The following is a 22,025-nucleotide window of genomic DNA, read 5'->3' on the forward strand; positions in this document are numbered from 1 at the left end:
GTAAATTTAAGGTGCTTGATTTAAGGCTCACAGTATAACTCAAGCGCTCGAAAGGAAACTAGAGGCTAAATTCCTGTAAGTTGCGATCCCCGAATCGATTGATCGAACCGTTTGAGAGCAGCGATTTCTGGACTTAACGCTGTCGGGTTGATCCCTGCACGATCGCAGATCAAAATCCCGATCGCTTCTAAATAAGATTTGACGATTGTTGCGCGAATTCCCAAAGCTTCTGCGGAAACATTAAGCTTTGTCTGGTTCTCTTGCACGGCAATAATTCGCGTGCGTGTCTGACTGAGATGCAAGATTGCACTCCCTCCGCAGGCAGAAGCAGGAATCACTAAAGCATTCATTTGATCCGCCCAAATTGCATGAGCCTTAGGAAATTCTGTAAATCGTGGCGCACGACTCAAGCCGACTAAGACACAAGGTAAGAAAGTATGTCCTAATTCTTCCGCTGCCGATCGCGGAGAGAGATCAGGATCAAGGGGTAACGCAGACAAAGCAGGCGCGTGTGCACAAGGCACATGAAATGTGCGCACAATGAGATGACTGATCACCGCTTCTGCTCCAGATAGCGGATCTACACCTTGCCCATGTCGATAGTTCTGCAATGCTTCACTACCTGTATCGTCAGGAAATCGAGCGACAACTGCGATCGCATCGGCTCCAGCCTGAATGAGTTTCTCAGCTGCTCTCAATAAGCTATCAGGATGCTCGATCGTGCCCCAGGTCGCGCCGGACTTTGCCGTTCTTAGTTCAACATTCAAAGGCTGATCTGTGACCACATAGTCCAAAATATTTAGTCCTAATGTGGCTCTTGCAGCATCCGCAACTTGTAAATGCCTTAGTTTCAGATCAGGTTCGATAGCTTGATCCAAAATCAAGCCAATCCGATTCGAGGTAGTGGGTAACAGTCCCCAATGTCCAGCAGCGAACTGATCTAACCCATAGCCTTCTACATAAAGTGCATTCGGTAGATTCCAGTAGAGTTGTGCGCCGTTGAGAACATTGGGGTGCGTGATCAAACAATCTGCAACTTCCGAGATCGCGCGCGCGACAGGCATTGCATCCCCTGCATATCCGCCGATTGCAGCTCCAATCCCAGTTGGAACAATCAGCCCAACCGTAAATGATGGTTTATTCACGAGTCACGACCGCTTCGATTTCAACTGTATTTGCATCAATTCGAGTAATTGCCCACCGCAGAGGCTCACCGAATTGACGCAGTTTTTGTTCGATAAGTGGATGTAACTCTCGAACGGGAGCTAAAGAAAGTTCGATCGTAATAAAATCCGTGATCATCCTTGCTGTCCGAATTGCTTTTTGTAAACGGTTTCTTCTTTTTCGGTTTCGAGTTTGATATTCGATCGCGGATACGAGACACAAAGCAGCGCATATCCTTGCGCTTGTAAATCGGGGCTTACACCCATCCCGTCTGTTTGATCAACTGTGCCTTCTGTAATCAACGCAGCACAGGTCGTACAAACGCCCGCTGTACAGGATACAGGGAGATTCAAACCTTTATCGTCATTCGCAACACTGAGAATCGTGCGATCGTCGGGCACTTCGATCGTGTAGATCTGACCTTGATGTGAAATTTCGACAGTATAAGTAGCCATAAACAATGATGTCTGGAGGATCATTATTATCCATCACGAGTGGCGATCCTGCCAGCGCAAAAGTTTTTGCTGACCATTCTAAATTTATCCTCAGTTAATAGCCCCTTAACCTCTTCTCAGTCGGAATTTAATAGCCAAGTGAGATGCTGCTGTAAGACCTGAAAAGTGCGTCTTTGTCGATCACGAGGTTTCTACTAGTAGGATCGCTACTCGTGCCATATTTTCAGATATTTCTAAGAGTGATCTATCGTGCTCTCTTCACGTCAAATGATCCAACTGCGGGGATAAATAATTTTGAGTTGATATTGACGGGTGGATCAGGCAAAAGGAACAGCAATAGCAATAGTACTGATTTCAGGAAAACGGCAGCAGCAATGCGATCGCATTTTACTCTCGTTAAGACCAGCACTGATTCGGGCATTCTAACCAATGATGAGCTTTGACCCAGAAAGAGATGAACGATCCGATTGCTCCAATCGTGAATCAGTTTGACCAAGATCCGAGTGCAATTCGGATTCAAAAGTTACTAGTTTACGTGTGTCGAAATCATTGGGAGAGTGAGATGTCCCTTTTCGATGCTAGCCAGTGGAGATCACTGATCGAAGAAGTCAGAATCGCGTATCCGACACTCGACCAATTGCGCTCTCGTCTGACTCATCAAATCGGAACGCTGAATAAATCCAAAGAATATGCCGCAATTGGACAAATCATTCTTTCTGTTCTAGAGGGACTTTATGCCGAAGGTGCGGTCACGATGGTTAGCGCGTCACGGCGATCCACGAAATTAGAACAAGATATCAACATTCATCGCATCAAGAAGCTTCTTATCTACACTTGTAAAAAATATTGGGAAGCGAATTCTTACATCATTGAACAAACCGCTCTTCCGGACCTGATTGATACTTTGATCAAACAGTATCCCACCACTGCAGAACTGCGATCGGGGTTGAATAAAATGGTGAAGACTTTGAATAAATCGGTTGAGTATGCATTGATTGCAGAGATCATTATTCGTGAAGTAGAACCCCTGTATGGCAATGATCAACCAGCAGACAATTTAGCGCTGTGTGATCCGATTGACTTATTTGATGTTCGGTGTGCGATTCTCAAATCTGTAAACCCTCTACAGACAAAGGTTTTACTGTTTTCATCCGTTTACTATTTGTTCGAGTTTTGTGAGCAAGATTGGTCAAATCTCAAACTTTATAGCTTAGATGGATTACTGCGAACCGTTGTGATTCAATCGGCAACGATCGAGGAACTCCAGCAGCTTTTAAATAGTAAAGCGAGCCAACTGCGAGATCCAGATACTTATCTAGAGATTGTGCCTGTGCTAATCAGATCTCTGAAAAAGGATTACAACGATCTCCGGCAAAAATTGCAACAAGTCTCTAGCGTGAGTAGTCTTGCAGATACAACAATTGCACGATCGACTCGCGCATTTTCCTAGAAGTTGGGAAAACTGAACATCAAGATCTTTGTAGGGCTGCATGACGATGAATGCTCAAGAATTGATGCGACAGTATGATGCCGGAAAACTCAACTTTTCGAGTCAAAATTTAAGCAGAATTAATTTGATAGGGGCGGATTTAATTGGCGCCAATTTGGCTCAGGCAGATCTCAATCATGCAGTTTTAATTCTAGCTTTTCTCAATCGCGCAAATCTGAGCCAGGCAAACTTGTTGCAAGCGAGCCTGAGCGGTGCAAATCTCAGTCAAGCCGATTTACTCAATGCGAATTTACGGGATGCAGATTTACACGGCGCAATTCTCTGTGGAGCCGATTTGCGTGGGGCTGACCTTTCACTCGCGATCGCATTAGATGCAAATTTTAGTGGAGCGGATTTGCGAAATGCAAATTTTAGCGGAGCCGACTTGCGCGGGGCGGATTTACGCGGCGCAAATTTTAGAGAGGAGAAACGCGCTTATGAAGGCGCAACGCTACGCGGAGCCGATTTACGTGGGGCGGATTTACGCGGCGCAAATCTGAGTGGAGCGGATTTAAGTCGCGCCAATCTCGCAGGTGCAAATCTCAGCGAAGCGAGTTTGAGAGAGGCTAACTTGGCGCAAGCGAATTTGAGTGAGGCAATTTTACGCGGTGCTTTTCTGACCGATGCGAACCTGAGCGAGGCAAATCTGACTCAAGCGAGCCTCAGAGACGCAAAGATGAATCGATCGATTCTCAATCAAGCAATCCTCAGCCAAGCGAATCTCTCAGAAGTGACCTTAAACCATGCAAAATTACATAAAGCGAAGCTCGATCGTGCGAATCTGACGCGCGCTCAAATGAATCAAGCAGATCTAAGTCGTGCGGATTTGCAGAATGCAATTTTAATGGATGCCGTTTTAGTCGCCGCTTATTTGGGACGTGCTGATTTGCGTCAGGCAAATCTGACTCGTGCGAATTTTACACGCGCTGAAATGAGTAGTGCTTTAATGACAGGTGCGATCACGGATTCTATGATTCAACCCGATGGTTCAACTGTATCGTAACCTGTCGTTCCAAGAACATAGAAGAACTCATACAAACCCTCTCTCGAAACCACCCAATTTTTTAATTGTCTTCTCTATCTAGCACTTGATAACGCTGCTTTAAAGCAGAAAAAGAGGGTACGATCGTACCCTCTCAACGTTGATTGAAGACTTCAAATTTAAAGTTAAACCTGACCACCAGCAGCCTGCAATCTAGCGCGCGCACGCTTCAATGCTTGAGTTGCTTTCAATTGGTCTTCTTTAGATCCACCTTGTTCTGCTTGAGCAAATTTGGTTTGTGCGTCCGCGTAAGCAGTTTGAGCAGCAGTCCGATCGATATCTTCACCACGTTCTGCCCCATTGACTAGAATCGTGACTTCATTCTTCTCGACTTCCGCAAAACCGCCCATCACTGCGATCGGAACCCAATTTTTCTCAGCCCGAACGCGCAGAACGCCCGTTTCTAAAGCCGTCAGCAAGGGAGCGTGACCTGAGAGAATGCCCAGCTGCCCTGTAGTGCTAGGAAGAATCACTTCCTCAGCCGAAGAATCCCAGACTGTTTTGTCTGGTGCAATTACACGAACAGTTAAAGCCATAGTAAAAAATGAAGGTAAAGGGTGAAATGAGAAGCGGTGAAGGATGAGAGTTCACCCTTCACAATTCAGATTTTCCTGGCAATTAGCCCGCCTTCATTTTTTCTGCTTTCGCGATCGCTTCATCGATGTCGCCAACCAAGTAGAATGCTTGCTCTGGCAGATCATCCAATTCACCAGCCAAGATCTTCTTGAAGCCTGCGATGGTTTTCTCCAGGGTTACATACTTACCAGGAGATCCGGTGAAGACTTCTGCCACGAAGAACGGCTGAGACAAGAAGCGCTCAATCTTACGTGCACGAGCAACGGTCAAACGATCGTCTTCCGACAATTCGTCCAAACCAAGAATCGCGATAATATCTTGCAATTCTTTGTAGCGTTGCAGTGTCGATTGAACTGCACGAGCCGTATCGTAGTGGTCGTTTCCAACGATGCTGGGTTGCAACATGGTCGAAGTCGAATCCAATGGATCTACCGCTGGATAAATTCCTTTTGCAGCCAAACCACGGGAAAGAACGGTGGTTCCATCCAAGTGAGCGAAGGTGGTTGCAGGTGCGGGGTCAGTCAAGTCATCCGCAGGTACGTAAACTGCTTGAATCGAAGTGATCGAACCTTCGGTCGTCGAGGTAATCCGCTCTTGCAAGTCCCCTACGTCTGTACCCAAAGTCGGCTGATATCCTACCGCAGACGGCATCCGACCCAAGAGTGCGGATACTTCAGAACCGGCTTGCACAAACCGGAAGATGTTGTCAACGAACAGCAATACGTCTTGCTTGTTCACGTCGCGGAAGTATTCTGCCATCGTCAATCCTGACAGACCGACGCGCATCCGTGCTCCCGGTGGTTCGTTCATTTGACCGTACACCAGAGCGATTTTCGATTCGTTCAGGTTGTCTTTTTTGATTACGCCAGACTCGATCATTTCGTTGTAAAGGTCATTTCCTTCACGAGTCCGCTCACCTACACCTGCGAATACGGATACTCCACCGTGATTCGTTGCGATGTTGTTGATCAATTCCATCATGATGACGGTTTTGCCGACACCCGCACCACCGAACAGACCGATTTTTCCACCACGACGGTAGGGCGTGAGCAAGTCGATCACCTTAATTCCAGTTTCAAAAACTGACGGCTTCGTTTCGAGTTCGGTCAGTTTCGGAGCGGGGCGGTGAATCGGAGAAGTTTCAGTGTTATTGACCGGACCTTGGTTGTCCACAGGTTCGCCCAATACGTTAAAGATTCGTCCTAAAGTTGCGGTTCCAACGGGGACGCTGATCGGTGCGCCCAAGTCTGCAACTTCCATGCCGCGAACTAAACCATCGGTGGAACTCATTGCCACCGCACGAACTTGGTTATCGCCCAAAAGTTGTTGCACTTCGCAGGTCACTGAAACGTGTTGACCTGATTCGGTTTGACCCGAAATGGAGAGTGCGTTGTAGATTCGGGGCATTTTGCCACCGGGAAATCGAACGTCCAATACGGGACCGATGATTTGTGTGATGTAACCGATGTTTGTTTTCTCTGCGGTGGTGACCATGAAGAACGCCCTACAAGTTGTGGTTCTACTATTTGTGAATAGACCGTGTGAATACACGGGTTGCGCGGATTCGCCAAGAGTTAGCTTATCATTGAAGGGTTACAGATGATTAAGCAATTTTTCCTATTGTGCGATCGTTTGTTGTCTATGACACTGCGAAGAAATTGAAGCGCAAATCTGAGTGAGCAAGGATGGACTCAACTCATGTTTTGAGATTTTTCAAGACGCTGTAGAATTTTGACTAACTCCGAAATAATCGACTGTAGAGCGTTTCATGAGACATGCTGGCGATCGCGAATCCCCAGCCACACGCTTCAAGCTCATCATCGCTTAGATCCGCGATCGTACTTTTCCCCATCTCTTCGCCTAACTTCAGCAGCAACTTTTGCCCAGAAGTTTGTCCCAATGGAATTAATTTCACGCCTGCGCTGACGAGATTGGTTGCCCAACTGTGCAGATAGGCAAGAAGCGCCGAGGATTCTTCAATTTCCCAGAGTGCCGCGACGAGTCCGAACGCGATAGCGAAATTGCACCCGTCTGGAAAATTTGGAATTGGTTCGGGATAGAGCGCGCGGAATAATCGTAAAAGTGAACCGCCCATTTGTAGACTTTGCGATCGCAGTTCTTCGGTTTCGCGAGCAGCGGTAAACCATTGATTCCACTCCAGAACGCGATCGAACTCTTGATTCAGTGTGGCGCGATACGATCGCAGCATCATGGCTGCTTCGAGCCGAACTGCACCATAGTTTAATTCTTGAATGATCCAATGTTCGAGAGCATCGACATCGTGAATCACACCTGTATGTACGAGAGTTTCTAATCCTTCTGAATAGCTATATGCGCCAACAGGCAAAGCAGGACTTGCCAATTGCAAAAGCTTAGTGAGAGTGTCCATACGCACCGGATTCGGGTTGAAAGGGAACGATTTCAGATTTCACTTGGAGTCCGCGATGTTCTAACAAGTCTTGCAGCACTGGATCAGGTGAAAGTCTCAAATACGCGCTACTAATTTCTAGCGGAACGTGGCGATTTCCTAAGTGATAGGCAGCTTGGAGCAGATCTAATGACTGTGAGGTTGTAACGGTGAGAACGGGTTCAGGCTTTGCTTGAATTTTGGCGAATTTTCCCTGATCGGATTCCAGCCAGTCGCCATCTTTGAGCGTTGTGCCTCTGGGAAGATTGAGATACACTTCTTGCCCGTCATCAGATTGGAAGAGAAAGCGAGATCGCGTTCTCTCTTCAGCCGTGAGCGAGAGAATATAATCCGGTGAGAATTGAGGGGGAATGCGTCGGACGAAAGTCGGAGTCACGATAACAAACTGAAAACGAATTGTTCTCAGAGTATCGTGCTGTGATTTGAGAGGGCTAAATTTTTAGAATATCGATCGCTTTGCCATTTGCCTGCATCGATTCAGAAAGTGCGACTAAAGTTTGGACTAACCCCGCACCGAGCCAACCTGAAGAAATTGCTGAAGTTCGATTGTGCTGAACGCAGTCTAGGAAATGATTGCAGACTTGTTGCAGCGGTTCTTGATTTTGTAGTTGAAGAATTTCGCGGCTTTGTGCGATCGGTCTAAATTTCTCGTCAAATTTTCCCCACTGTACAGTTAATTGATCTTGAGCGAGTTCGTCAAAAATCAAACTGCCATTCTCGCCAACAAGACACGATCGCCGCTGTTTGTCTGGATTGAGCCAGCTTAAATGCAGTCTTGCTTCAAAGCCAGAAGGATACGTCAAAGTCGCCCAAACGGTATCGGCTAACCCTGCTTGTAACCAAGTCGATCCTTTTGCTTCAACTTGGCAAGGCGTTTCACCGAGCCAAAAATTTAGGATGGCAATATCGTGAATCGCTAAATCCCACATTGCATCGACATCAGAGCGAACGGGGCTGAGATGCGATCGCGTTGAATACCCATATCGCAACTGCCCAAGTTTGCCAGATTGGACGAATTCTCGACCCCGCAACACCGCAGGATGGAACAAATAAGTGTGATCGATAACGAGTTGACGCTGTTGTTGCTCAGCTAAACGGCAAAGTTGGACTGATTCTGCAAAACTTAACGTCAGCGGCTTCGCTGCGAGGACGTGCAGATCTTGTTTCAGGGCGGCTGTGATTAGAGAATTGTGAGTCGTGGCGGGAGTAGTAATTGCAACTGCATCTAATCCATTCATTTCTAAAACGTCTTGCCACTGCGTTGTGCAGAAAACGTCTAATTCAAACCGTTTCGCGATCGCTTCTAATTGCTCAAGGCAGGGATCGACGACTGCCACCACTCGCGCTCTGGGATTGTGAAGAAAATTCCGCAGAAGATGCGCTCCCCAACGTCCAACGCCAAGCAGTGCGATCGCTGTTTGCTCTGACATAACCAACCTCTTAAAATCTTGGGCTGGTTAAGTCTCCTGACCGCTCAGCACCAAAAACGCCTCTTGCGCGGCTGCTTGTTCGGCAGCTTTGCGCGATCGACCTGTTCCTTGTCCCATACAGCGTCCTTGAATCCAGACTTCTGAAACAAAGCGGTTCGGATCATTGTGAGTGTTCCCCATTTCCTGAGTGCGATATTCAGGGAGCGTTTTCTGATGCCCTTGTGTCCAGTTCTGCAAAGCAGCTTTGTAGTTTTGCCGAGCCGGATCAGCGAGAATTTCTTCAGCAAGGGGGTGAAATTGCTCATCGAGCCAAGGATGAATCAAACTGAGGTTATGAGTGCTTAGGTAAAGTGCTGCAAGAACGGCTTCGAGAGAATCGGCAAGCCGAGAATCACGTCCAGCCGGATCAGATTTGGCACTCGATGCGACGAGAAGATAACGATCGAAGCCAAAGGAATCTGCAATTTTGGCAAGAATACGATCGCTCACTAGAACAGATCGAATTGCAGTAAATTCTCCGACTTTCAAATCCGGATAAGTCTTGAGCAGAAATTCGGCAGCTGCTAATTTCACCACTGCATCGCCTACGAATTCAAGCTGTTCGTAGTTTCGTTCGGCTGAGAAGGTAATGTGAATCAGCGCGAGATCCATCAAATTCCAGTCGATCGCGTCGAGCTTTGATAGCCCTAATCGTTGAGCCAGTGCGTGGAGTTCCTGCTGACGGCGCGGGTAGGCAAGAGACATGGGATCAGTAAAAAATCAGGCTGTTCCCATCGTAGGGGTGAAAGGACACTCCGACAAATTTAAGCGGATTTCAAAACGGCATAGGTGCGCTCGATTTCGCTAACGGTTGCGCTTGTCAGTAAGGGCACTTCCGGCGTTTCATGCCGATTCATCGAAATCGTGGTGACTTTTAGCTGATCTGAACCGGGGAGAAATGACATCGTTCCAGTTCTGCTGCCCCGCCAGTGTTGGACTCTAACTTGCTCGATCGTGCCCGGAAAGACACCCGCTAAAAGCGCTAACACTTCGCTGGGTAAGCCAATCACGACTTGCCGCCCAAAAAATTCTTCAAATCCGGCTAATAATTTTTCCGCCCGCATCATCGGGTCAGGATGTTCGACGATTTTCTGAAGCCATCGTCCCCACTGAATTCTTCGTCCATAGGCTCGCCGACGTTCGTCAAAGGTTTGAGTCGGAATTAATTCAGGAGACCCGATCGCAATCACAGCGCGATAAATCGGTTCGACGCCGCAATTCACTGCTGCACCGGGTCCGGCAAACTCTGCGTGATATTGCTTACAGAGGATTAAACCGCTCTTTTTATGTTCGCTAATTGCGAGCAGGGATTCTGAGGACGGGCATACCTCGGAATGCTTCGGGAGTTCGAGTGTAGAAGCTTGACTTTTCACAGACTTACCCTACGGGGGTGCAAGTGGGCGATTGACTGACGAACGGCTCAGACGCGGACGTTTAGCACATTTATAGTAGACCAGGCAACCCCAACTCATTGCTTAACTTTCATGGACTTTGCTGAATCTACATATTGGTTCCCACTGTTTAAAGTAAGTTCAAGAAGAAAAGCGCGGATCACAATTTCTGAAGGGAGTGATTCTCAGTATCGGGCGCGCGATCGAGGGAAAAGTCCGTGTTTTCCACGAGTTTAGAAGCGGGTCGAGAAGAGTTAGACATAAGCCGGATTCTGTTCTCTTCATATCAAAGATATAGAGAGGGCAGTTATCTATCTGGGATTGAAGTTACCTTCAACCTCAAGCGGTTCACAATCGTCCGCAGACATGTCCGCAAACAATTCGCCGAAACAGGAAAAAACCCAACCTTTGTTTCGTCTGACCTTGCTCCCAACCGGGGTTTACCGAGCCAATACCTCTCGATATTGCTGGTGCGCTCTTACCGCACCTTTGCACCCTTACCAACGGAGTTGGCGGTATCTTTCTGTGGCACTATCCTCACGCTCACGCGCACTGGGCGTTATCCAGCAAGTCTGGGTTTTTGGGAGTCCGGACTTTCCTCAGATTTAGAAAAACTAAATCCGCAACCGCCGCGCTGACTCTTCTCTGTTGTTTAGTCTAGCTGATTGAGGGGGAGTGGGGAGATGGGGAGTGGGGTAGAAGAATCATGATTTTGGGCTTCGTTATTTTCCCTAGCTCCTACGGCATCTTAGGATTCCAGGGAAGTCCGGCTGTCCAGTCGAGTTTGCGGACGTTGAAGCGGCAGACGAGGCGAATGCGATCGCCGGTTGGAGATGTGCCGAAACCGATGAAGCGCAAGACGAGATCGAGATCGAACTGGAACGGTTCTTTGCTATTGACGAAGTTTTTGTAGAGTTTTTTCTTGGCTTCGGGGGCTTTTTTATTGGGTTCTGAAAAGTCTAGTAAAGTTTTGCTTGCTTTGATCGTGCTATCTTTGCGAGCCATCATGTCTTCTGCAAAGATGTCCTCGAAGAGGGTTTTTCCAGGAGCAATGACGCTGAAAACTTGACGCTGAAATAGATCAGTCGAGTCGCCAGGAACGGAACGGGTGACCCGACGCGATCGCTTATCGTACTGTTCGGTTAAGACACAGTAGTCCCAATCGACATAGAGCGCCCGATCTTTCGTTTTGTTATTGATTCGGATTTGTAGCTTTTCCAGGTTGTGATATTCATAGCGACTGTTGAACTTAAAGCTAACGCCAACGGCATCAGTTAGATTTTGGTCGGCGAGCTGCTGCTTTAAGTCGTCCTCGTCGAGCCAGACCATCACTTCATCGTTGAATGAATTGACGATTTGGTAGAGGACGTAAGTAACGCACAAAAAATAGACCGTCAGTAAGACAAAATCGAGTTCAGTCATTCGCTTAGAGCAGATACAGTTTTGATTCTGTTCTTATACCATTTTGAGATTGGTTGTGTTCATCGATCAAAAAATCGGCGCAAGTTTCAATTGCGCCGATTTTTTCAAGACAAATTTAGAAGTTAATTTAACGCTCAAAATCTTTTTTGGCGTGTTTCCGATCGTAAACATCTCCACTAAATGGCTGTACTCCTGACTCTGGATACTGGTCATCTCTTAAACCGAAGATTCGACCAAATGCGCCGGAGAAATAGTCTACTACGTCTACTACAACTTTTGGAACGCTCATGAAATCACCTCTGAAGTTTCTAGGTCAACCAATTCAATGGGTGAATGATCTCTTACTGAGTCAATTATCAGGATTTCAAGAAAAAATGACTAGCGATCGCATCAATTTGTTAGAAAGAACAGGCTTTTTTCGGTGTTTCTTAAAGCTTTGTATTTTTGTTTTAAATAGCAACATAAATGAAGAGGGAGAACAGGCGCGATCGCGACAATTTCTTTACAAATCGAGAGGCTGATTTTTGTCGAATTCACTATAATGCGCCGCGCATCGCACATAAATTCGCTAGAAAAATCAGAAAGGGTCGCTTGACTTTTGGTTAAATTAACTATAATTTAGATGAAGAAGCGCTTTCAACTGCCCCCTAACTCTCACAACCCTTTTGCATCTAAGGAGGATTTGGGTGGAAGACCTTAAACTGACAATTCAACCTGAAGATTACAGTCTGCTCACTGATTTATATCAGTTAACAATGTCAGCTTGTTATGTGGGCGAGGGTTTGGATCAACGACGTGCCAGTTTTGAGCTTTCAGCGCGACGCTTGCCCAAAGGTTTTGGTTACGCGATCGCGATGGGTCTCGCACAAGCGTTAGATTATTTAGAAAGTTTTCGATTTAGCTTAGATCAAATTTCAGCACTGCAAGCCACCGGGATTTTTGACGATGCGCCCGCTGAATTTTGGACGGTGCTAGAAACAGCATGCTTTGAAGGAGATGTGTGGGCGGTTCCAGAAGGGACAGCAATTTTTGCCAATGAGCCATTTTTGAGAGTTGAAGCTCCGCTGTGGCAAGCGCAATTGGTGGAAACTTATTTGCTGAATGTGATTAATTATCAAACTTTGGTTGCAACTCGTGCGGCGCGGCTGCGAGATATTGCAGGCAAAGATGCGACATTGCTAGAGTTTGGAACTCGGCGGGCGTTTAGTCCACAAGCCTCAGTTTGGGCAGCCCGAGCGGCATTAGCAGGCGGACTTGATGCCACTTCAAATGTTTTGGCAGCTTTGAAGCTGGATCGTAAACCTGCTGGAACGATGGCGCATTCGTTGGTGATGGCGCTGGGTGCGATCGAAGGTACTGAATCTCAAGCGTTTCAAGCTTTTCATCGCTACTTTCCAGGTGCGCCATTATTAATTGATACCTATGACACGATCGCGGCGGCGGAAATGCTTTCTAAACAGCTTCAAGCCGGAGAAATTCAGCTTTCGGGTGTGCGGCTTGATTCAGGTGACTTGGTTGATCTCTCGAGAAAAGTACGATCGCTGCTGCCTGGCGTTCCAATTTTTGCCAGTGGCGATTTAGATGAATATCGGATTGCGGAACTGAAAGCTCAGGGTGCATGTATTGAGGGGTATGGCTTAGGCACGCAACTTGTCACAGGTGCGCCTGTGAATGGCGTTTATAAATTGGTCGAAATTGATGGCATTCCTGTGATGAAGGAAGCAACTGGAAAGATGACTTATCCAGGGCGCAAGCAAATTTTTCGAGGTGAAAACGGCGATCGCTTAGGTTTAATCACAGAAGCTGCGAATGGTGAAATTCCCTTATTACAATTAGTCTTGAAGCAGGGAGAGCGAGTCAATGAACCGGAGACGATTGCTGAAATTCGCGATCGGGCAACGGTCAATGTTGCGCGATTGCCAAAAGCGGTTCGATGTCTTGAAAACCCGGTATCGATTCCAGTCGAACTATCCCAAGCGTTATCTGAGTTAACCGATCGTACCCGGAGCCGCCACGCATGAGAATCGCGTTATTTGGAACAAGTGCCGATCCGCCTACGACGGGACATTTAGAGATTTTGCGCTGGCTCTCGCAGCGATTTGATCACGTTGCAGTTTGGGCCGCCGACAATCCGTTTAAATCTCAGCAAACTGAGTTGAGTTATCGAACCGAGATGCTGAAAATTTTGGTGGATGAGTTAGCTTGTGCCAACGTGGAAGTGCATCCAGAATTGAGCCATCCGAGAACTCTGATTACGGTCGATCGCATTCAGCAACGCTATCCGAATGCAGAATTAACGTTAGTGGTCGGATTTGATGTCGCGAGGCAATTATCGAAATGGTATCGTGCTCAAGAATTGTTGCAGCGTGTTCAAGTGCTAGTGATTCCGCGATCGCGCTATTCATTTACTCAAGAAGATTTGGAGCAGTTGAAGACTTTGGGCGCGAAGACTGAGATTGCCCCGGCAAGTGTTCCAGATGTTTCTTCAACGGCATATCGCGAAGGCTGTGACTTATCTGGGGTGACCGCTTCAATTCAGGCTTATATCGATCGGGAGCAATTGTATCCATGCCACGCACACATCGAAAAACAACCAGTTCATTAATAGGAGAGAAACTTGCAGATTTCAGGGTGGGAGTCGATAACGCGATTTTCTCAGTCGATACGGCGCAAAATCGATTACTGGTTTTGCTCGTGATGCGTCATGAGGAGCCGTTTTTGGGTCAGTGGAGTTTGCCTGGGACACTGGTTCGCCAAGGGGAATCGCTAGAAGATGCGGCGTATCGAATTCTGTCAGAGAAGATTCGGGCGCGTAATCTCTATTTGGAGCAGCTTTATACGTTTGGTGGCCCCGATCGCGATCCGCGTGAGGCGAAAGATAGTTATGACGTGCGGTATCTATCGGTGAGCTATTTTGCGTTAGTTCGATTTGCAGAAGCTGAACTGATTGCAGATGGGGTGAGCGGAATAGCTTGGTATCCTGTGGATCAATTACCTGAACTTGCCTTTGATCACAACAAGATTTTGGAGTATGGTCATCGACGTTTAAGAAACAAATTAGAGTACAGCCCGGTTGCGTTTGATGTATTGCCTGAACTGTTTACGCTGAGTGATTTGTTTCAGCTTTATACGACTGTGTTGGGAGAAAACTTTTCAGATTATTCTAATTTTCGATCGCGCTTACTCAAGCTTGGGTTTCTCTCAGATACTGGGGTAAAAGTTTCCAGAGGAGCGGGGCGACCGGCAAGTCTATATCGCTTTGATGCTGAGGCATTTGCGCCACTAAAAGATAAGCCTTTAGTGTTTATTTGAGTGTTGAAATTATGGGACTTGGGATTGAAGAATTACTAGCCGATAAGCGAGAAGAGATTTTAGCGATCGCGCGTAAGCACGGAGCTTACAATATCAGAGTTTTTGGCTCCGTTGCTCGTCATGAAGCAAATAGTAAGAGCGATATTGATTTCTTAGTGGATATGGGTGAAAAACATAGCTCCTGGTTTCCTGTTGGATTAATTCAAGATCTTGAAGATCTACTAGGGCGAGAAGTGGATGTTGCAACTGAGAAAATGCTGCATGAGCGGATTCGCGATCGTGTCTTGAAAGAGGCAGTTTCCTTATGATTGACGATGGCTTAAACATGACCTGCATTGCAGAATGTGTTGCCCGAATTGAAGAATATACTACTGCTGGACAAGACGCATTTTCAGCATCAACTTTAATTCAAGATGCCGTTATTCGGAACTTTCAAGTAATTGGCGATGCAACTAAAAACCTTTCTCCAGAACTTAGACAAGCTCATCCAGATGTTCCATGGCGAAGAATGGCTGGATTTCGAGATGTACTTGTTCATGACTATCTAAGAGTTGATCTGGCGATTGTTTGGGAAATTATCGAAATTGAATTGCCTAGTCTCAAACCGAAAATTCTAGAAATCTTGCAAACTTTGAATTCCACACCATCATGAAAATTGCGATCGCACAACTCAATCCGACGATCGGAGATCTCCAAGGTAACGCGGACAAAATTCTCAAAGCAGCTCACCGCGCAGCATCCGAAGGTGTTCGTTTGTTACTGACTCCAGAACTTTCACTTTGCGGCTATCCTCCTCGCGATTTACTGCTGCATCCAAGCTTTGTTGAAACAATGGCACAGCAGCTTTCTCAACTCGCATCAAGTTTGCCTGAAGGTGTAGCAGTGCTAATCGGAACAGTTGAGCCGAATGCGGAAGCGATTTCTACAGGTGGTAAGCCTCTGTTTAACAGCGTCGCTCTGATTGAGAAAAGCAACATTCTCAAAATCTTTCATAAGCGGTTACTACCAACCTACGATGTCTTTGATGAGGATCGTTACTTTGAACCGGGAAATGAGCCGAATCAGTTCGAGCTAGATAGCGTTCGGATTGGAGTCACAATCTGTGAAGATCTCTGGAATGATGAGGAATTCTGGGGAAAACGCACGTATAACTTGAACCCGATCGCGGATTTAGCTCAAGTAGGAGTCGATTTTACGATTAACCTTTCTGCGTCTCCTTACACGGTTGGAAAGCAAAAGCTTCGAGAAGCAATGTTGAAGCATGGAGCGGTAAGGTTCAATCAACCGTTGATCTATGCGAATCAGGTGGGTGGCAATGATGATCTGATTTTTGATGGGGCGAGTCTTGCGATCGATAGAAAAGGTGAACTGATTGCACGTGCCGTGAGCTTTGAAGAAGATTGGGTCGTGCTTGAGTACGATTCAGAAAAGCAAGACTTCGAGAAAAGCTCGATCGCGCCTGCACCAGAGTGTAAAGAAGCTGAACTTTGGGCAGCATTAGTTCTGGGTGTGCGAGATTATGCCCGCAAATGTGGCTTTTCTAAGATTGTGTTGGGCTTGAGTGGTGGGATTGATTCATCTTTGATTGCTGCGATCGCATCTGAAGCAGTAGGCAAAGATAACGTTCTCGGTATTTTAATGCCTTCGCCTTATAGTTCAGATCACTCGATCCAAGATGCTCTAGCACTCGCTGAGAATTTGGGAATTCAGACTCAAACATTTCCAATTGGAACCTTAATGGAATGTTTTGACCACACGCTCGATCCCTTGTTTGCTGGAACGCCCTTTGGACTGGCAGAAGAGAACTTACAGTCTCGAATTCGCGGCACCTTGCTGATGGCAGTATCGAACAAATTCGGACATCTACTCGTTTCGACTGGGAATAAATCTGAGGTCGCTGTTGGTTACTGTACGTTGTATGGCGATATGAATGGGGGACTTGCTGCGATCGCAGATGTTCCAAAAACTCAAGTCTACAAACTGTGCGGATGGTTAAATCGCTCTGCTGAAATCATTCCGAACAATGTTCTGACCAAGCCTCCGAGTGCAGAACTGAAGCCAGATCAAAAAGATCAAGACTCATTGCCAGAGTATGACGTGTTGGATGATATTCTCGATCGCTATCTTCACCAGCATCAATCTTTAACAGAAATCGTTGCAGCCGGACATGACGCTGCGATCGTCGAACGAGTGGCGAAATTAGTTCGGATTGCGGAATTCAAGCGCAAACAAGCTCCGCCTGGATTGAAAGTTACCGATCGCGCGTTTGGAACCGGGTGGAGAATGCCGATCGCGAGTCGCTGGATTGCTCAAATTTCTCACAATTCGTAAAATATGTAGTTGTGTGAAGCAGGACCGATGACGAGACGAACTTCTCCAGACGATTTACAAAATTGGGACGATGCTCAGGATATCGAGCATTTAGTGAACGATAAGCGATCTCATAAACGTGCCACACCTGCTAAAGGTCGTCGCCGCAATCGTCGCTATGAAAATCGCTTACTCAAATTGCAGATCGAGAACGTTGAGTTTGACGAAGGTAGCTAAGTTCATCGGGGGTTAATTCTCGCCATTCTCCGGGAGATAGTCCTGTGAGGCGAAGCTTTCCGATCGCAACTCGAACCAGTCTCAAAGTTGGAAATCCCACAGATGCAGTCATGCGGCGAACTTGGCGATTTCGTCCCTCAGTTAACGTGATTTCGAGCCAAGCGGTCGGAATGTTTTTGCGAAAGCGAATCGGTGGATCGCGATCAGGTAAATCTGGCTGAGCCAGTCGATCGACGATCGCCGGACGAGTTAAATAATCCTTGATTTTTACGCCTTTTCGTAATTGAGCGATCGCTTCGTCTGTTGGAATGTTTTCAACTTGTACCCAATAGGTTTTGGAATGTTCAAATTTTGGATCGCTGAGTCGGTGCTGAAGCTGACCGTTATCCGTCAACAGCATCAAGCCTTCGCTGTCTTGATCGAGCCGACCGACCGCGTAAACATTCGGCACAGGAATGAAATCTTTTAGCGTCGATCGAGGATTCGGTGAGTCATCGGTAAACTGACTCAGCACATTGTAAGGTTTATAAAACAGCAAGTGAGGCATAACGATTGCCAAAGACTTGCTTGATTTTACGATCCTAGGAAGGGCAATGTGAGCCAGCGGCGTGATCGACCATTTGAAGTTGTTTCTGACAGTTGCAGCACAATTTTTAATTCATGCAGCGGCTTTGTTGTGCGCGCGATCGGCGTATTGAATAGCAGCGCGATCGTAATCACTAGAACTAATGTCCAAGCGGTCGGAAACTTAATCAGTGGGAAATGACGAACCATCGATATGTCTGAGAACAGCTTGTTCATTATGGCGGAATTCGTCCAAGATGACACAGTTGAACAATCGGTGGCATTACGGAATTTATTGCGAACTTAAATCTTTCGTCCCAAAATAATCACATCGCGATCGCACTGCCAGGATTGAGCAACTTCGGGCAAATATCCCCATTGGGCAAAGCCGAATTTTTTCAGCAATTCAACACTGGGCATATTTTCAGCAAAAGCAATGCCGAGCAACGTTCTAATGCCGAGGTTTGGAGATTGTGAGATCGCATGTTTGAGCAAAGTCTGCCCAACTCCTTGTCGATGAAATTTCGGTGCAACGTACAAGCTAATTTCAGCCGTCGATCGATAGGCTTCTCGACCGTAATACATGCGAAATGCAAACCAGCCTGCAATCTGATGGTCTCGCTCTAGAACCCATAAAGGATAGCGATCGGGTGAATGTGATCGAAACCAATCGAATCGACTCTCGACTGATACAGGTTCAACATCAGCCGTAATGGTTTTTGCCGCAACTGCGTGATTATAGATTTCAACAATGGCGGGTAAATCCGCTTCAACAGCATCTCGAATCATTGCGGCGTAACCTGCTGAGAAATCCATTGCAAATAAGGGTGTGATCCTTGAACAATCGGGAGGGCAATAATTTCAGGAACTTCGTAAGAATGAAGTTCGCGGATTTTCGCTTCGAGTTCAGCAAAGCGATCGAGTTTTGACTTAATGACCAATTGCCATTCTTCTTCTTGGTGAATCTCCTCTCGCCAAGTGTAGACGGACTGTACGGGTAGGAGTGTTACGCAGGCTGCTAATTTCGCAGCAACCAGCGATCGCGCTAGCATTTCCGCCTGAGCCTTTGAGCTTGCGGTTACTAAAATCACTCCGAACTCTGATTGTGTCATAAGCTTAAAAATGAACCCTAGCGACTTTCAGTGTAATTGCCATGAGCAAAAAAATCCTGTTGACTTTAGTATGGATCGGTTTTGTAAGCTATGCTTTCACGCTTGCTCCTCCTCAGCAGCCTGACACGTTTGATTTAATTATCAATCTCTCAACCGGAAAGATCGCAGGGGTGAATCCTTTGATTGTGGCGCTCTTTAATATCATGGGCGTTCTGCCGATGGCGTATAGTTGCATCACATTCTTGGATGGTCGATCGCAAAAAATTCCGGCTTGGCTGTTTACGCTTGCATCATTTGGTACTGGTGCATTTGCGTTATTGCCGTATTTGATTTTCCGTCAGCCAAGTCCGACCTTTCAGGGACAGAAAAATTGGCTACTCAAGATTTTGGATTCTCGAATTACAGGCAGCGCGATCGCACTCAGCGGAATTGGTCTATTTCTTTACGGAGTGATGAATGGCGATTGGATTAACTTTGTGCAACAGTGGCAGACCAGCCGATTCATTCATGTAATGAGTTTAGATTTTTGTCTATTATGTGCATTGTTTCCGATTCTGTTGCAAGACGATATGAAACGACGTGGTTTAACTGATTCACAAGTGTTCAAGATTCTGTCATTCGTCCCGTTCTTTGGAGCGTTTATTTATTTGGCATTGCGTCCACCCACGATCGAGCAATCGACTCCTGTTCCATCTGAGCAAGTTGCAGTATGAAGTTAGGCGATTCTGAAGTCCACATTTGGCAAGTGAACTTAGACGAGGTGCAACTTCATCTCTTATCTGCTGATGAACAAATCAGAGCCGATCGATTTAAATTTGAGCAGCATCGCAAACGATTTATTGCAGGGCGATCGTTTTTGCGATCGCTGCTTTCCCGCTATTGTCAAACCGATCCAATGGCTCTGGAGTTTGAATATAGTTCGTATGGAAAACCTGCACTCAAGCGATCGCGAATTCAATTCAATCTGGCTCATTCGCAGCATTTAGCTTTATACGCAGTCACTTACGATCGACTTGTGGGAATTGATGTTGAAGCAATTCGACCGATGGATGATTTAGAAGCTCTAGTGCAGCGATTCTTTCTACCTTCGGAGTACAAAGCAATTCGAGTCGATCATGCTTTGTTTTTTCAGTACTGGACTTGCAAAGAAGCGTTTCTCAAAGCGATTGGAACCGGAATTTCAAAACTGAAAGAATTAGAGATTGAGAATGCACAATTAAAGACGATTCCAGTGGAAGCGAGATCGCGAAAATGGCATCTCCAGCAGCTATCCATTCAAGATGATTTTGCTGGAGCCATCGCAGTTGAGCAAAACTGTCCATCTCTCGAATTGAAGTCTTTTAAATCACTCACAGGTGAGATGCAGGAGATTGATTAGTCAAGCAATACTCCAGAAAGTATGCTCTCCTCAACAATATGACAATCGAGTTTAATCTCTTCGCGCCTCGCAACGAAGCAGTGGAGCTTATTGGTTCTTTTTCGGATTGGCAAGGCGTTCCGATGGAGAAAGATGAAACAGGCTTTTTCCGAGTTCAGCTTGAGCTAAAAGATGGTGATTATCAATATAAATTTCGCATTAAACATCAAGATAAATGGATTGAAACTAACGATCCGTACATGACAGAAATGGATCGTAAAACTCAAAATGGCATCGTTCATATTAAAGAAGGTCAACGCATCTTAGATACCTTTATTTGGCAACATGACGATCGCTTTCTCCCTGATAATCGCGATCTAGTTCTCTACGAAATGCACATTGCTGATTTCTGTAATGCCGATCCTTCTGATCCGACGAAATTCAAACAAGCCTTAGAAAAGCTCGATTATCTCAGCGAATTAGGCATTAATGCGATCGCGCTAATGTCGATTACTGAATATGCGGGCGATTACCGTTGGGGATATATGCCTCAACACTTTTTTGCCCTAGAAAGTAGCTATGGCAAACCTGCGGATTTCAAATCTTTTGTCGATGAATGCCATGCGCGTGGAATTCGCGTTTTCATCGACTGTATTTTCAATCATACGCATGAAGAAAGCCCGTTATTGCTAATAGATCGAGATTATTGGTACTACCACGATCGACATTACCCTGAAGACGATGCGAACTACTGGGGGCCTGAACTCAGCTACGAAAACTACGACCCCGATCGCGACATCCGCCCAACTTGGAACTACGTCAATGCCATCGTGCAATTCTGGACTCATGAGTATCACATTGATGGTATCCGTTATGATGCCGTTCGCCAAATTGCGAACGATGAATTCTTTGGCTGGTTATTTGATCAGGTTCAAGTTCCTAAGCCGTTCTTTCACATTGCAGAACACATTCCCGACTCTAGCGAAATCTGCAAACCGCAAGGCGTATTTGATGCCTGCTGGCATGAAAGCTTTCGCTACTTTCTCACAGATCTACTGATTGGCAAAGACATCGACTTCAACGAATTCAAATCTGCTATCGCGGCTCAACCGCAAGGCTATGCAGGTGCGACTTCTGTGATTAACTATCTCGCAACCCACGATCGCGAACATCTCATCGTCGAACTGCAAGACGCTGGCATTGATGATCTCGATCGCATCAAACTCGGCGCAATGATTCAATTCACTGCCCTTGGAATTCCTATGCTCTGGATGGGGGACGAATTCGGACAAGACACGTACAAAACCGAAACGACAACTGAACCTAACCCACTTGATTGGTCACTGCTTCAGAAAAATCAGCCTCTTTTTGACTTTTACAAACGCCTGATCGCACTGCGGCATGAAAAATCATCCTTACGCAGCGACAATCTTGAATTTTTCCATGAGAACGGCAAAGTTTTAGCCTATGTGCGGTGGAATGAGGCAGGAGAAAGAGTGGTCGTTGTTGCCAATTTCTCAGATCAAGATTTTGAGAATTATGCGATCGACCATTTTCCCGCTGATGGAACTTGGAAAGATTGGAGCGATGGGCAAGAGGTTGACCCTAGTGCGATCGATCTTCCCAGTTTCAGCGCCAAAATTTTGCTCCAATGATCCTGCTCCCGAATTGCTGTGATAATATTGTAAACTGCCGTA

The 22,025-nt window shown here is 46.4% G+C and carries 29 protein-coding genes and 1 other RNA gene; 13 read left to right on the forward strand and 17 right to left on the reverse strand.

Features of this window, described 5'->3' with window-relative positions; genetic code table 11:
- Positions 1-65: 65 nt before the first annotated feature.
- From ACMUEV_RS23505 to ACMUEV_RS23515, 3 genes are read right to left on the reverse strand one after another with little or no spacing between them, the layout of a single operon-like run.
- Positions 66-1,145 (reverse strand): DUF3326 domain-containing protein, encoded by a 1,080-nt coding sequence (locus ACMUEV_RS23505; protein WP_017286664.1) that lies wholly within the window; start codon positions 1,143-1,145, stop codon positions 66-68.
- Positions 1,138-1,302 (reverse strand): hypothetical protein, encoded by a 165-nt coding sequence (locus ACMUEV_RS23510; RefSeq protein WP_017286663.1) that lies wholly within the window; start codon positions 1,300-1,302, stop codon positions 1,138-1,140. Before ACMUEV_RS23510 ends, ACMUEV_RS23505 begins: the two co-directional genes overlap by 8 nt.
- Complete coding sequence (locus tag ACMUEV_RS23515; RefSeq protein ID WP_017286662.1) at positions 1,299-1,619, reverse strand: 2Fe-2S iron-sulfur cluster-binding protein; 321 nt, start codon at positions 1,617-1,619, stop codon at positions 1,299-1,301. The genes ACMUEV_RS23510 and ACMUEV_RS23515 overlap by 4 nt, the downstream gene beginning before the upstream one ends.
- Positions 1,620-2,073: 454 nt before the next feature.
- Here ACMUEV_RS23515 and ACMUEV_RS23520 point away from each other — a divergent pair, with 454 nt between their 5' ends.
- Positions 2,074-3,069 carry a hypothetical protein gene (locus ACMUEV_RS23520; protein ID WP_017286661.1) on the forward strand — a complete coding sequence of 332 codons (996 nt, stop codon included), beginning with the start codon at positions 2,074-2,076 and terminating at the stop codon, positions 3,067-3,069.
- Between the two features lie 46 nt (positions 3,070-3,115).
- Positions 3,116-4,111: a pentapeptide repeat-containing protein gene (locus ACMUEV_RS23525; RefSeq protein ID WP_026148450.1), complete on the forward strand. Its 996-nt coding sequence runs from the start codon at positions 3,116-3,118 to the stop codon at positions 4,109-4,111.
- 164 nt (positions 4,112-4,275) lie between these two features.
- On the opposite strand, the gene atpC is transcribed toward ACMUEV_RS23525, so the two are convergent.
- The 10 genes from atpC to ACMUEV_RS23575 form a co-directional block, all read right to left on the reverse strand.
- A complete protein-coding gene (gene atpC / locus ACMUEV_RS23530; protein WP_190649129.1) occupies positions 4,276-4,686 on the reverse strand; it encodes an ATP synthase F1 subunit epsilon in 411 nt (136 codons plus the stop codon).
- Positions 4,687-4,768: 82 nt separating this feature from the next.
- On the reverse strand, positions 4,769-6,220 hold the full coding sequence (atpD, locus tag ACMUEV_RS23535) for a F0F1 ATP synthase subunit beta (protein WP_017286658.1): 1,452 nt from the start codon (positions 6,218-6,220) through the stop codon (positions 4,769-4,771).
- A 241-nt stretch (positions 6,221-6,461) separates the two neighbouring features.
- Complete coding sequence (locus tag ACMUEV_RS23540) at positions 6,462-7,115, reverse strand: urease accessory protein UreF (RefSeq protein ID WP_190649131.1); 654 nt, start codon at positions 7,113-7,115, stop codon at positions 6,462-6,464.
- Complete coding sequence (ureE, locus tag ACMUEV_RS23545; protein WP_190649135.1) at positions 7,099-7,530, reverse strand: urease accessory protein UreE; 432 nt, start codon at positions 7,528-7,530, stop codon at positions 7,099-7,101. Before ureE ends, ACMUEV_RS23540 begins: the two co-directional genes overlap by 17 nt.
- A gap of 55 nt (positions 7,531-7,585) precedes the next feature.
- Entirely contained in the window at positions 7,586-8,584 is a 999-nt protein-coding gene (locus tag ACMUEV_RS23550) for a Gfo/Idh/MocA family protein (RefSeq protein WP_190649138.1), read from the reverse strand.
- Between the two features lie 27 nt (positions 8,585-8,611).
- The gene (rnc, locus tag ACMUEV_RS23555) at positions 8,612-9,328 is read right to left on the reverse strand and encodes a ribonuclease III (RefSeq protein WP_017286654.1); all 717 of its coding nucleotides are present in this window, start codon (positions 9,326-9,328) and stop codon (positions 8,612-8,614) included.
- 59 nt (positions 9,329-9,387) lie between these two features.
- Entirely contained in the window at positions 9,388-9,996 is a 609-nt protein-coding gene (locus ACMUEV_RS23560; RefSeq protein WP_017286653.1) for a hypothetical protein, read from the reverse strand.
- 264 nt (positions 9,997-10,260) lie between these two features.
- Positions 10,261-10,656, reverse strand: an RNA gene (gene rnpB / locus ACMUEV_RS23565) — RNase P RNA component class A.
- A 96-nt stretch (positions 10,657-10,752) separates the two neighbouring features.
- Positions 10,753-11,436 (reverse strand): hypothetical protein, encoded by a 684-nt coding sequence (locus ACMUEV_RS23570; RefSeq protein ID WP_190649141.1) that lies wholly within the window; start codon positions 11,434-11,436, stop codon positions 10,753-10,755.
- Between the two features lie 127 nt (positions 11,437-11,563).
- Positions 11,564-11,725: a hypothetical protein gene (locus ACMUEV_RS23575; protein WP_172410470.1), complete on the reverse strand. Its 162-nt coding sequence runs from the start codon at positions 11,723-11,725 to the stop codon at positions 11,564-11,566.
- Here ACMUEV_RS23575 and ACMUEV_RS23580 point away from each other — a divergent pair.
- The 8 genes from ACMUEV_RS23580 to ACMUEV_RS23615 all read left to right on the forward strand — a co-directional run bounded on the left by ACMUEV_RS23580 (position 11,724) and on the right by ACMUEV_RS23615 (position 17,295).
- A complete protein-coding gene (locus ACMUEV_RS23580; protein WP_190649144.1) occupies positions 11,724-11,957 on the forward strand; it encodes a hypothetical protein in 234 nt (77 codons plus the stop codon). The genes ACMUEV_RS23575 and ACMUEV_RS23580 overlap by 2 nt on opposite strands.
- Positions 11,958-12,122: 165 nt before the next feature.
- Complete coding sequence (locus ACMUEV_RS23585; RefSeq protein ID WP_190649146.1) at positions 12,123-13,457, forward strand: nicotinate phosphoribosyltransferase; 1,335 nt, start codon at positions 12,123-12,125, stop codon at positions 13,455-13,457.
- Positions 13,454-14,041, forward strand: coding sequence for a nicotinate-nucleotide adenylyltransferase (locus ACMUEV_RS23590; RefSeq protein WP_190649148.1), 588 nt, complete (start codon positions 13,454-13,456; stop codon positions 14,039-14,041). Before ACMUEV_RS23585 ends, ACMUEV_RS23590 begins: the two co-directional genes overlap by 4 nt.
- Entirely contained in the window at positions 14,005-14,748 is a 744-nt protein-coding gene (locus ACMUEV_RS23595) for an NUDIX hydrolase (RefSeq protein ID WP_017286647.1), read from the forward strand. The genes ACMUEV_RS23590 and ACMUEV_RS23595 overlap by 37 nt, the downstream gene beginning before the upstream one ends.
- An 11-nt stretch (positions 14,749-14,759) precedes the next feature.
- Positions 14,760-15,056, forward strand: a complete 297-nt coding sequence (locus tag ACMUEV_RS23600) for a nucleotidyltransferase family protein (RefSeq protein WP_190649151.1) — start codon at positions 14,760-14,762, stop codon at positions 15,054-15,056.
- Positions 15,053-15,400 (forward strand): DUF86 domain-containing protein, encoded by a 348-nt coding sequence (locus ACMUEV_RS23605; protein WP_190649154.1) that lies wholly within the window; start codon positions 15,053-15,055, stop codon positions 15,398-15,400. The genes ACMUEV_RS23600 and ACMUEV_RS23605 overlap by 4 nt, the downstream gene beginning before the upstream one ends.
- The gene (locus ACMUEV_RS23610; RefSeq protein WP_190649157.1) at positions 15,397-17,079 is read left to right on the forward strand and encodes an NAD+ synthase; all 1,683 of its coding nucleotides are present in this window, start codon (positions 15,397-15,399) and stop codon (positions 17,077-17,079) included. The genes ACMUEV_RS23605 and ACMUEV_RS23610 overlap by 4 nt, the downstream gene beginning before the upstream one ends.
- A gap of 27 nt (positions 17,080-17,106) precedes the next feature.
- Complete coding sequence (locus ACMUEV_RS23615; protein WP_017286641.1) at positions 17,107-17,295, forward strand: hypothetical protein; 189 nt, start codon at positions 17,107-17,109, stop codon at positions 17,293-17,295.
- Here ACMUEV_RS23615 and ACMUEV_RS23620 read toward each other — a convergent pair.
- From ACMUEV_RS23620 to cutA, 4 genes are all read right to left on the reverse strand, one after another.
- Positions 17,252-17,842 (reverse strand): pseudouridine synthase, encoded by a 591-nt coding sequence (locus ACMUEV_RS23620; RefSeq protein WP_190649160.1) that lies wholly within the window; start codon positions 17,840-17,842, stop codon positions 17,252-17,254. The genes ACMUEV_RS23615 and ACMUEV_RS23620 overlap by 44 nt on opposite strands.
- A 26-nt stretch (positions 17,843-17,868) precedes the next feature.
- Positions 17,869-18,069, reverse strand: coding sequence for a hypothetical protein (locus tag ACMUEV_RS23625; protein WP_017286639.1), 201 nt, complete (start codon positions 18,067-18,069; stop codon positions 17,869-17,871).
- Between the two features lie 93 nt (positions 18,070-18,162).
- The gene (locus ACMUEV_RS23630; RefSeq protein WP_242044289.1) at positions 18,163-18,675 is read right to left on the reverse strand and encodes a GNAT family N-acetyltransferase; all 513 of its coding nucleotides are present in this window, start codon (positions 18,673-18,675) and stop codon (positions 18,163-18,165) included.
- The gene (cutA, locus tag ACMUEV_RS23635; protein WP_190649162.1) at positions 18,645-18,971 is read right to left on the reverse strand and encodes a divalent-cation tolerance protein CutA; all 327 of its coding nucleotides are present in this window, start codon (positions 18,969-18,971) and stop codon (positions 18,645-18,647) included. Before cutA ends, ACMUEV_RS23630 begins: the two co-directional genes overlap by 31 nt.
- A 41-nt stretch (positions 18,972-19,012) precedes the next feature.
- Here cutA and ACMUEV_RS23640 point away from each other — a divergent pair, with 41 nt between their 5' ends.
- From ACMUEV_RS23640 to ACMUEV_RS23650, 3 genes are read left to right on the forward strand one after another with little or no spacing between them, the layout of a single operon-like run.
- Positions 19,013-19,684, forward strand: a complete 672-nt coding sequence (locus ACMUEV_RS23640; protein WP_190649166.1) for a DUF2834 domain-containing protein — start codon at positions 19,013-19,015, stop codon at positions 19,682-19,684.
- Positions 19,681-20,349, forward strand: a complete 669-nt coding sequence (locus ACMUEV_RS23645) for a 4'-phosphopantetheinyl transferase family protein (RefSeq protein ID WP_190649171.1) — start codon at positions 19,681-19,683, stop codon at positions 20,347-20,349. The genes ACMUEV_RS23640 and ACMUEV_RS23645 overlap by 4 nt, the downstream gene beginning before the upstream one ends.
- Before the next feature lie 38 nt (positions 20,350-20,387).
- Complete coding sequence (locus tag ACMUEV_RS23650; RefSeq protein ID WP_190649174.1) at positions 20,388-21,983, forward strand: alpha-amylase family glycosyl hydrolase; 1,596 nt, start codon at positions 20,388-20,390, stop codon at positions 21,981-21,983.
- The last annotated feature ends 42 nt before the right edge of the window (positions 21,984-22,025 follow it).

The organism is Leptolyngbya sp. FACHB-1624 (assembly GCF_047649235.1).
Classification (GTDB): Bacteria; Cyanobacteriota; Cyanobacteriia; order Leptolyngbyales; family Leptolyngbyaceae; genus Leptolyngbya; species Leptolyngbya boryana.

Bases quoted from the DNA above. Each gene is read 5' to 3' on its own strand.
- ACMUEV_RS23625 (WP_017286639.1), bottom strand. From the start codon at position 18,069: ATGGTTCGTCATTTCCCACTGATTAAGTTTCCGACCGCTTGGACATTA.
- ACMUEV_RS23570 (WP_190649141.1), bottom strand. From the start codon at position 11,436: ATGACTGAACTCGATTTTGTCTTACTGACGGTCTATTTTTTGTGCGTT.
- atpC (WP_190649129.1), bottom strand. From the start codon at position 4,686: ATGGCTTTAACTGTTCGTGTAATTGCACCAGACAAAACAGTCTGGGAT.
- ACMUEV_RS23520 (WP_017286661.1), top strand. From the start codon at position 2,074: ATGAACGATCCGATTGCTCCAATCGTGAATCAGTTTGACCAAGATCCG.
- ACMUEV_RS23650 (WP_190649174.1), top strand. From the start codon at position 20,388: ATGACAATCGAGTTTAATCTCTTCGCGCCTCGCAACGAAGCAGTGGAG.
- ACMUEV_RS23610 (WP_190649157.1), top strand. From the start codon at position 15,397: ATGAAAATTGCGATCGCACAACTCAATCCGACGATCGGAGATCTCCAA.
- ACMUEV_RS23615 (WP_017286641.1), top strand. From the start codon at position 17,107: ATGACGAGACGAACTTCTCCAGACGATTTACAAAATTGGGACGATGCT.
- ACMUEV_RS23640 (WP_190649166.1), top strand. From the start codon at position 19,013: ATGAGCAAAAAAATCCTGTTGACTTTAGTATGGATCGGTTTTGTAAGC.
- ACMUEV_RS23510 (WP_017286663.1), bottom strand. From the start codon at position 1,302: ATGATCACGGATTTTATTACGATCGAACTTTCTTTAGCTCCCGTTCGA.
- cutA (WP_190649162.1), bottom strand. From the start codon at position 18,971: ATGACACAATCAGAGTTCGGAGTGATTTTAGTAACCGCAAGCTCAAAG.
- ACMUEV_RS23580 (WP_190649144.1), top strand. From the start codon at position 11,724: ATGAAATCACCTCTGAAGTTTCTAGGTCAACCAATTCAATGGGTGAAT.
- ACMUEV_RS23605 (WP_190649154.1), top strand. From the start codon at position 15,053: ATGATTGACGATGGCTTAAACATGACCTGCATTGCAGAATGTGTTGCC.
- ACMUEV_RS23620 (WP_190649160.1), bottom strand. From the start codon at position 17,842: ATGCCTCACTTGCTGTTTTATAAACCTTACAATGTGCTGAGTCAGTTT.
- ACMUEV_RS23630 (WP_242044289.1), bottom strand. From the start codon at position 18,675: ATGGATTTCTCAGCAGGTTACGCCGCAATGATTCGAGATGCTGTTGAA.
- ACMUEV_RS23595 (WP_017286647.1), top strand. From the start codon at position 14,005: ATGCCACGCACACATCGAAAAACAACCAGTTCATTAATAGGAGAGAAA.
- atpD (WP_017286658.1), bottom strand. From the start codon at position 6,220: ATGGTCACCACCGCAGAGAAAACAAACATCGGTTACATCACACAAATC.
- ACMUEV_RS23515 (WP_017286662.1), bottom strand. From the start codon at position 1,619: ATGGCTACTTATACTGTCGAAATTTCACATCAAGGTCAGATCTACACG.
- ACMUEV_RS23540 (WP_190649131.1), bottom strand. From the start codon at position 7,115: ATGGACACTCTCACTAAGCTTTTGCAATTGGCAAGTCCTGCTTTGCCT.
- ACMUEV_RS23600 (WP_190649151.1), top strand. From the start codon at position 14,760: ATGGGACTTGGGATTGAAGAATTACTAGCCGATAAGCGAGAAGAGATT.
- ACMUEV_RS23645 (WP_190649171.1), top strand. From the start codon at position 19,681: ATGAAGTTAGGCGATTCTGAAGTCCACATTTGGCAAGTGAACTTAGAC.
- rnc (WP_017286654.1), bottom strand. From the start codon at position 9,328: ATGTCTCTTGCCTACCCGCGCCGTCAGCAGGAACTCCACGCACTGGCT.
- ACMUEV_RS23525 (WP_026148450.1), top strand. From the start codon at position 3,116: ATGAATGCTCAAGAATTGATGCGACAGTATGATGCCGGAAAACTCAAC.
- ACMUEV_RS23550 (WP_190649138.1), bottom strand. From the start codon at position 8,584: ATGTCAGAGCAAACAGCGATCGCACTGCTTGGCGTTGGACGTTGGGGA.
- ACMUEV_RS23590 (WP_190649148.1), top strand. From the start codon at position 13,454: ATGAGAATCGCGTTATTTGGAACAAGTGCCGATCCGCCTACGACGGGA.
- ACMUEV_RS23575 (WP_172410470.1), bottom strand. From the start codon at position 11,725: ATGAGCGTTCCAAAAGTTGTAGTAGACGTAGTAGACTATTTCTCCGGC.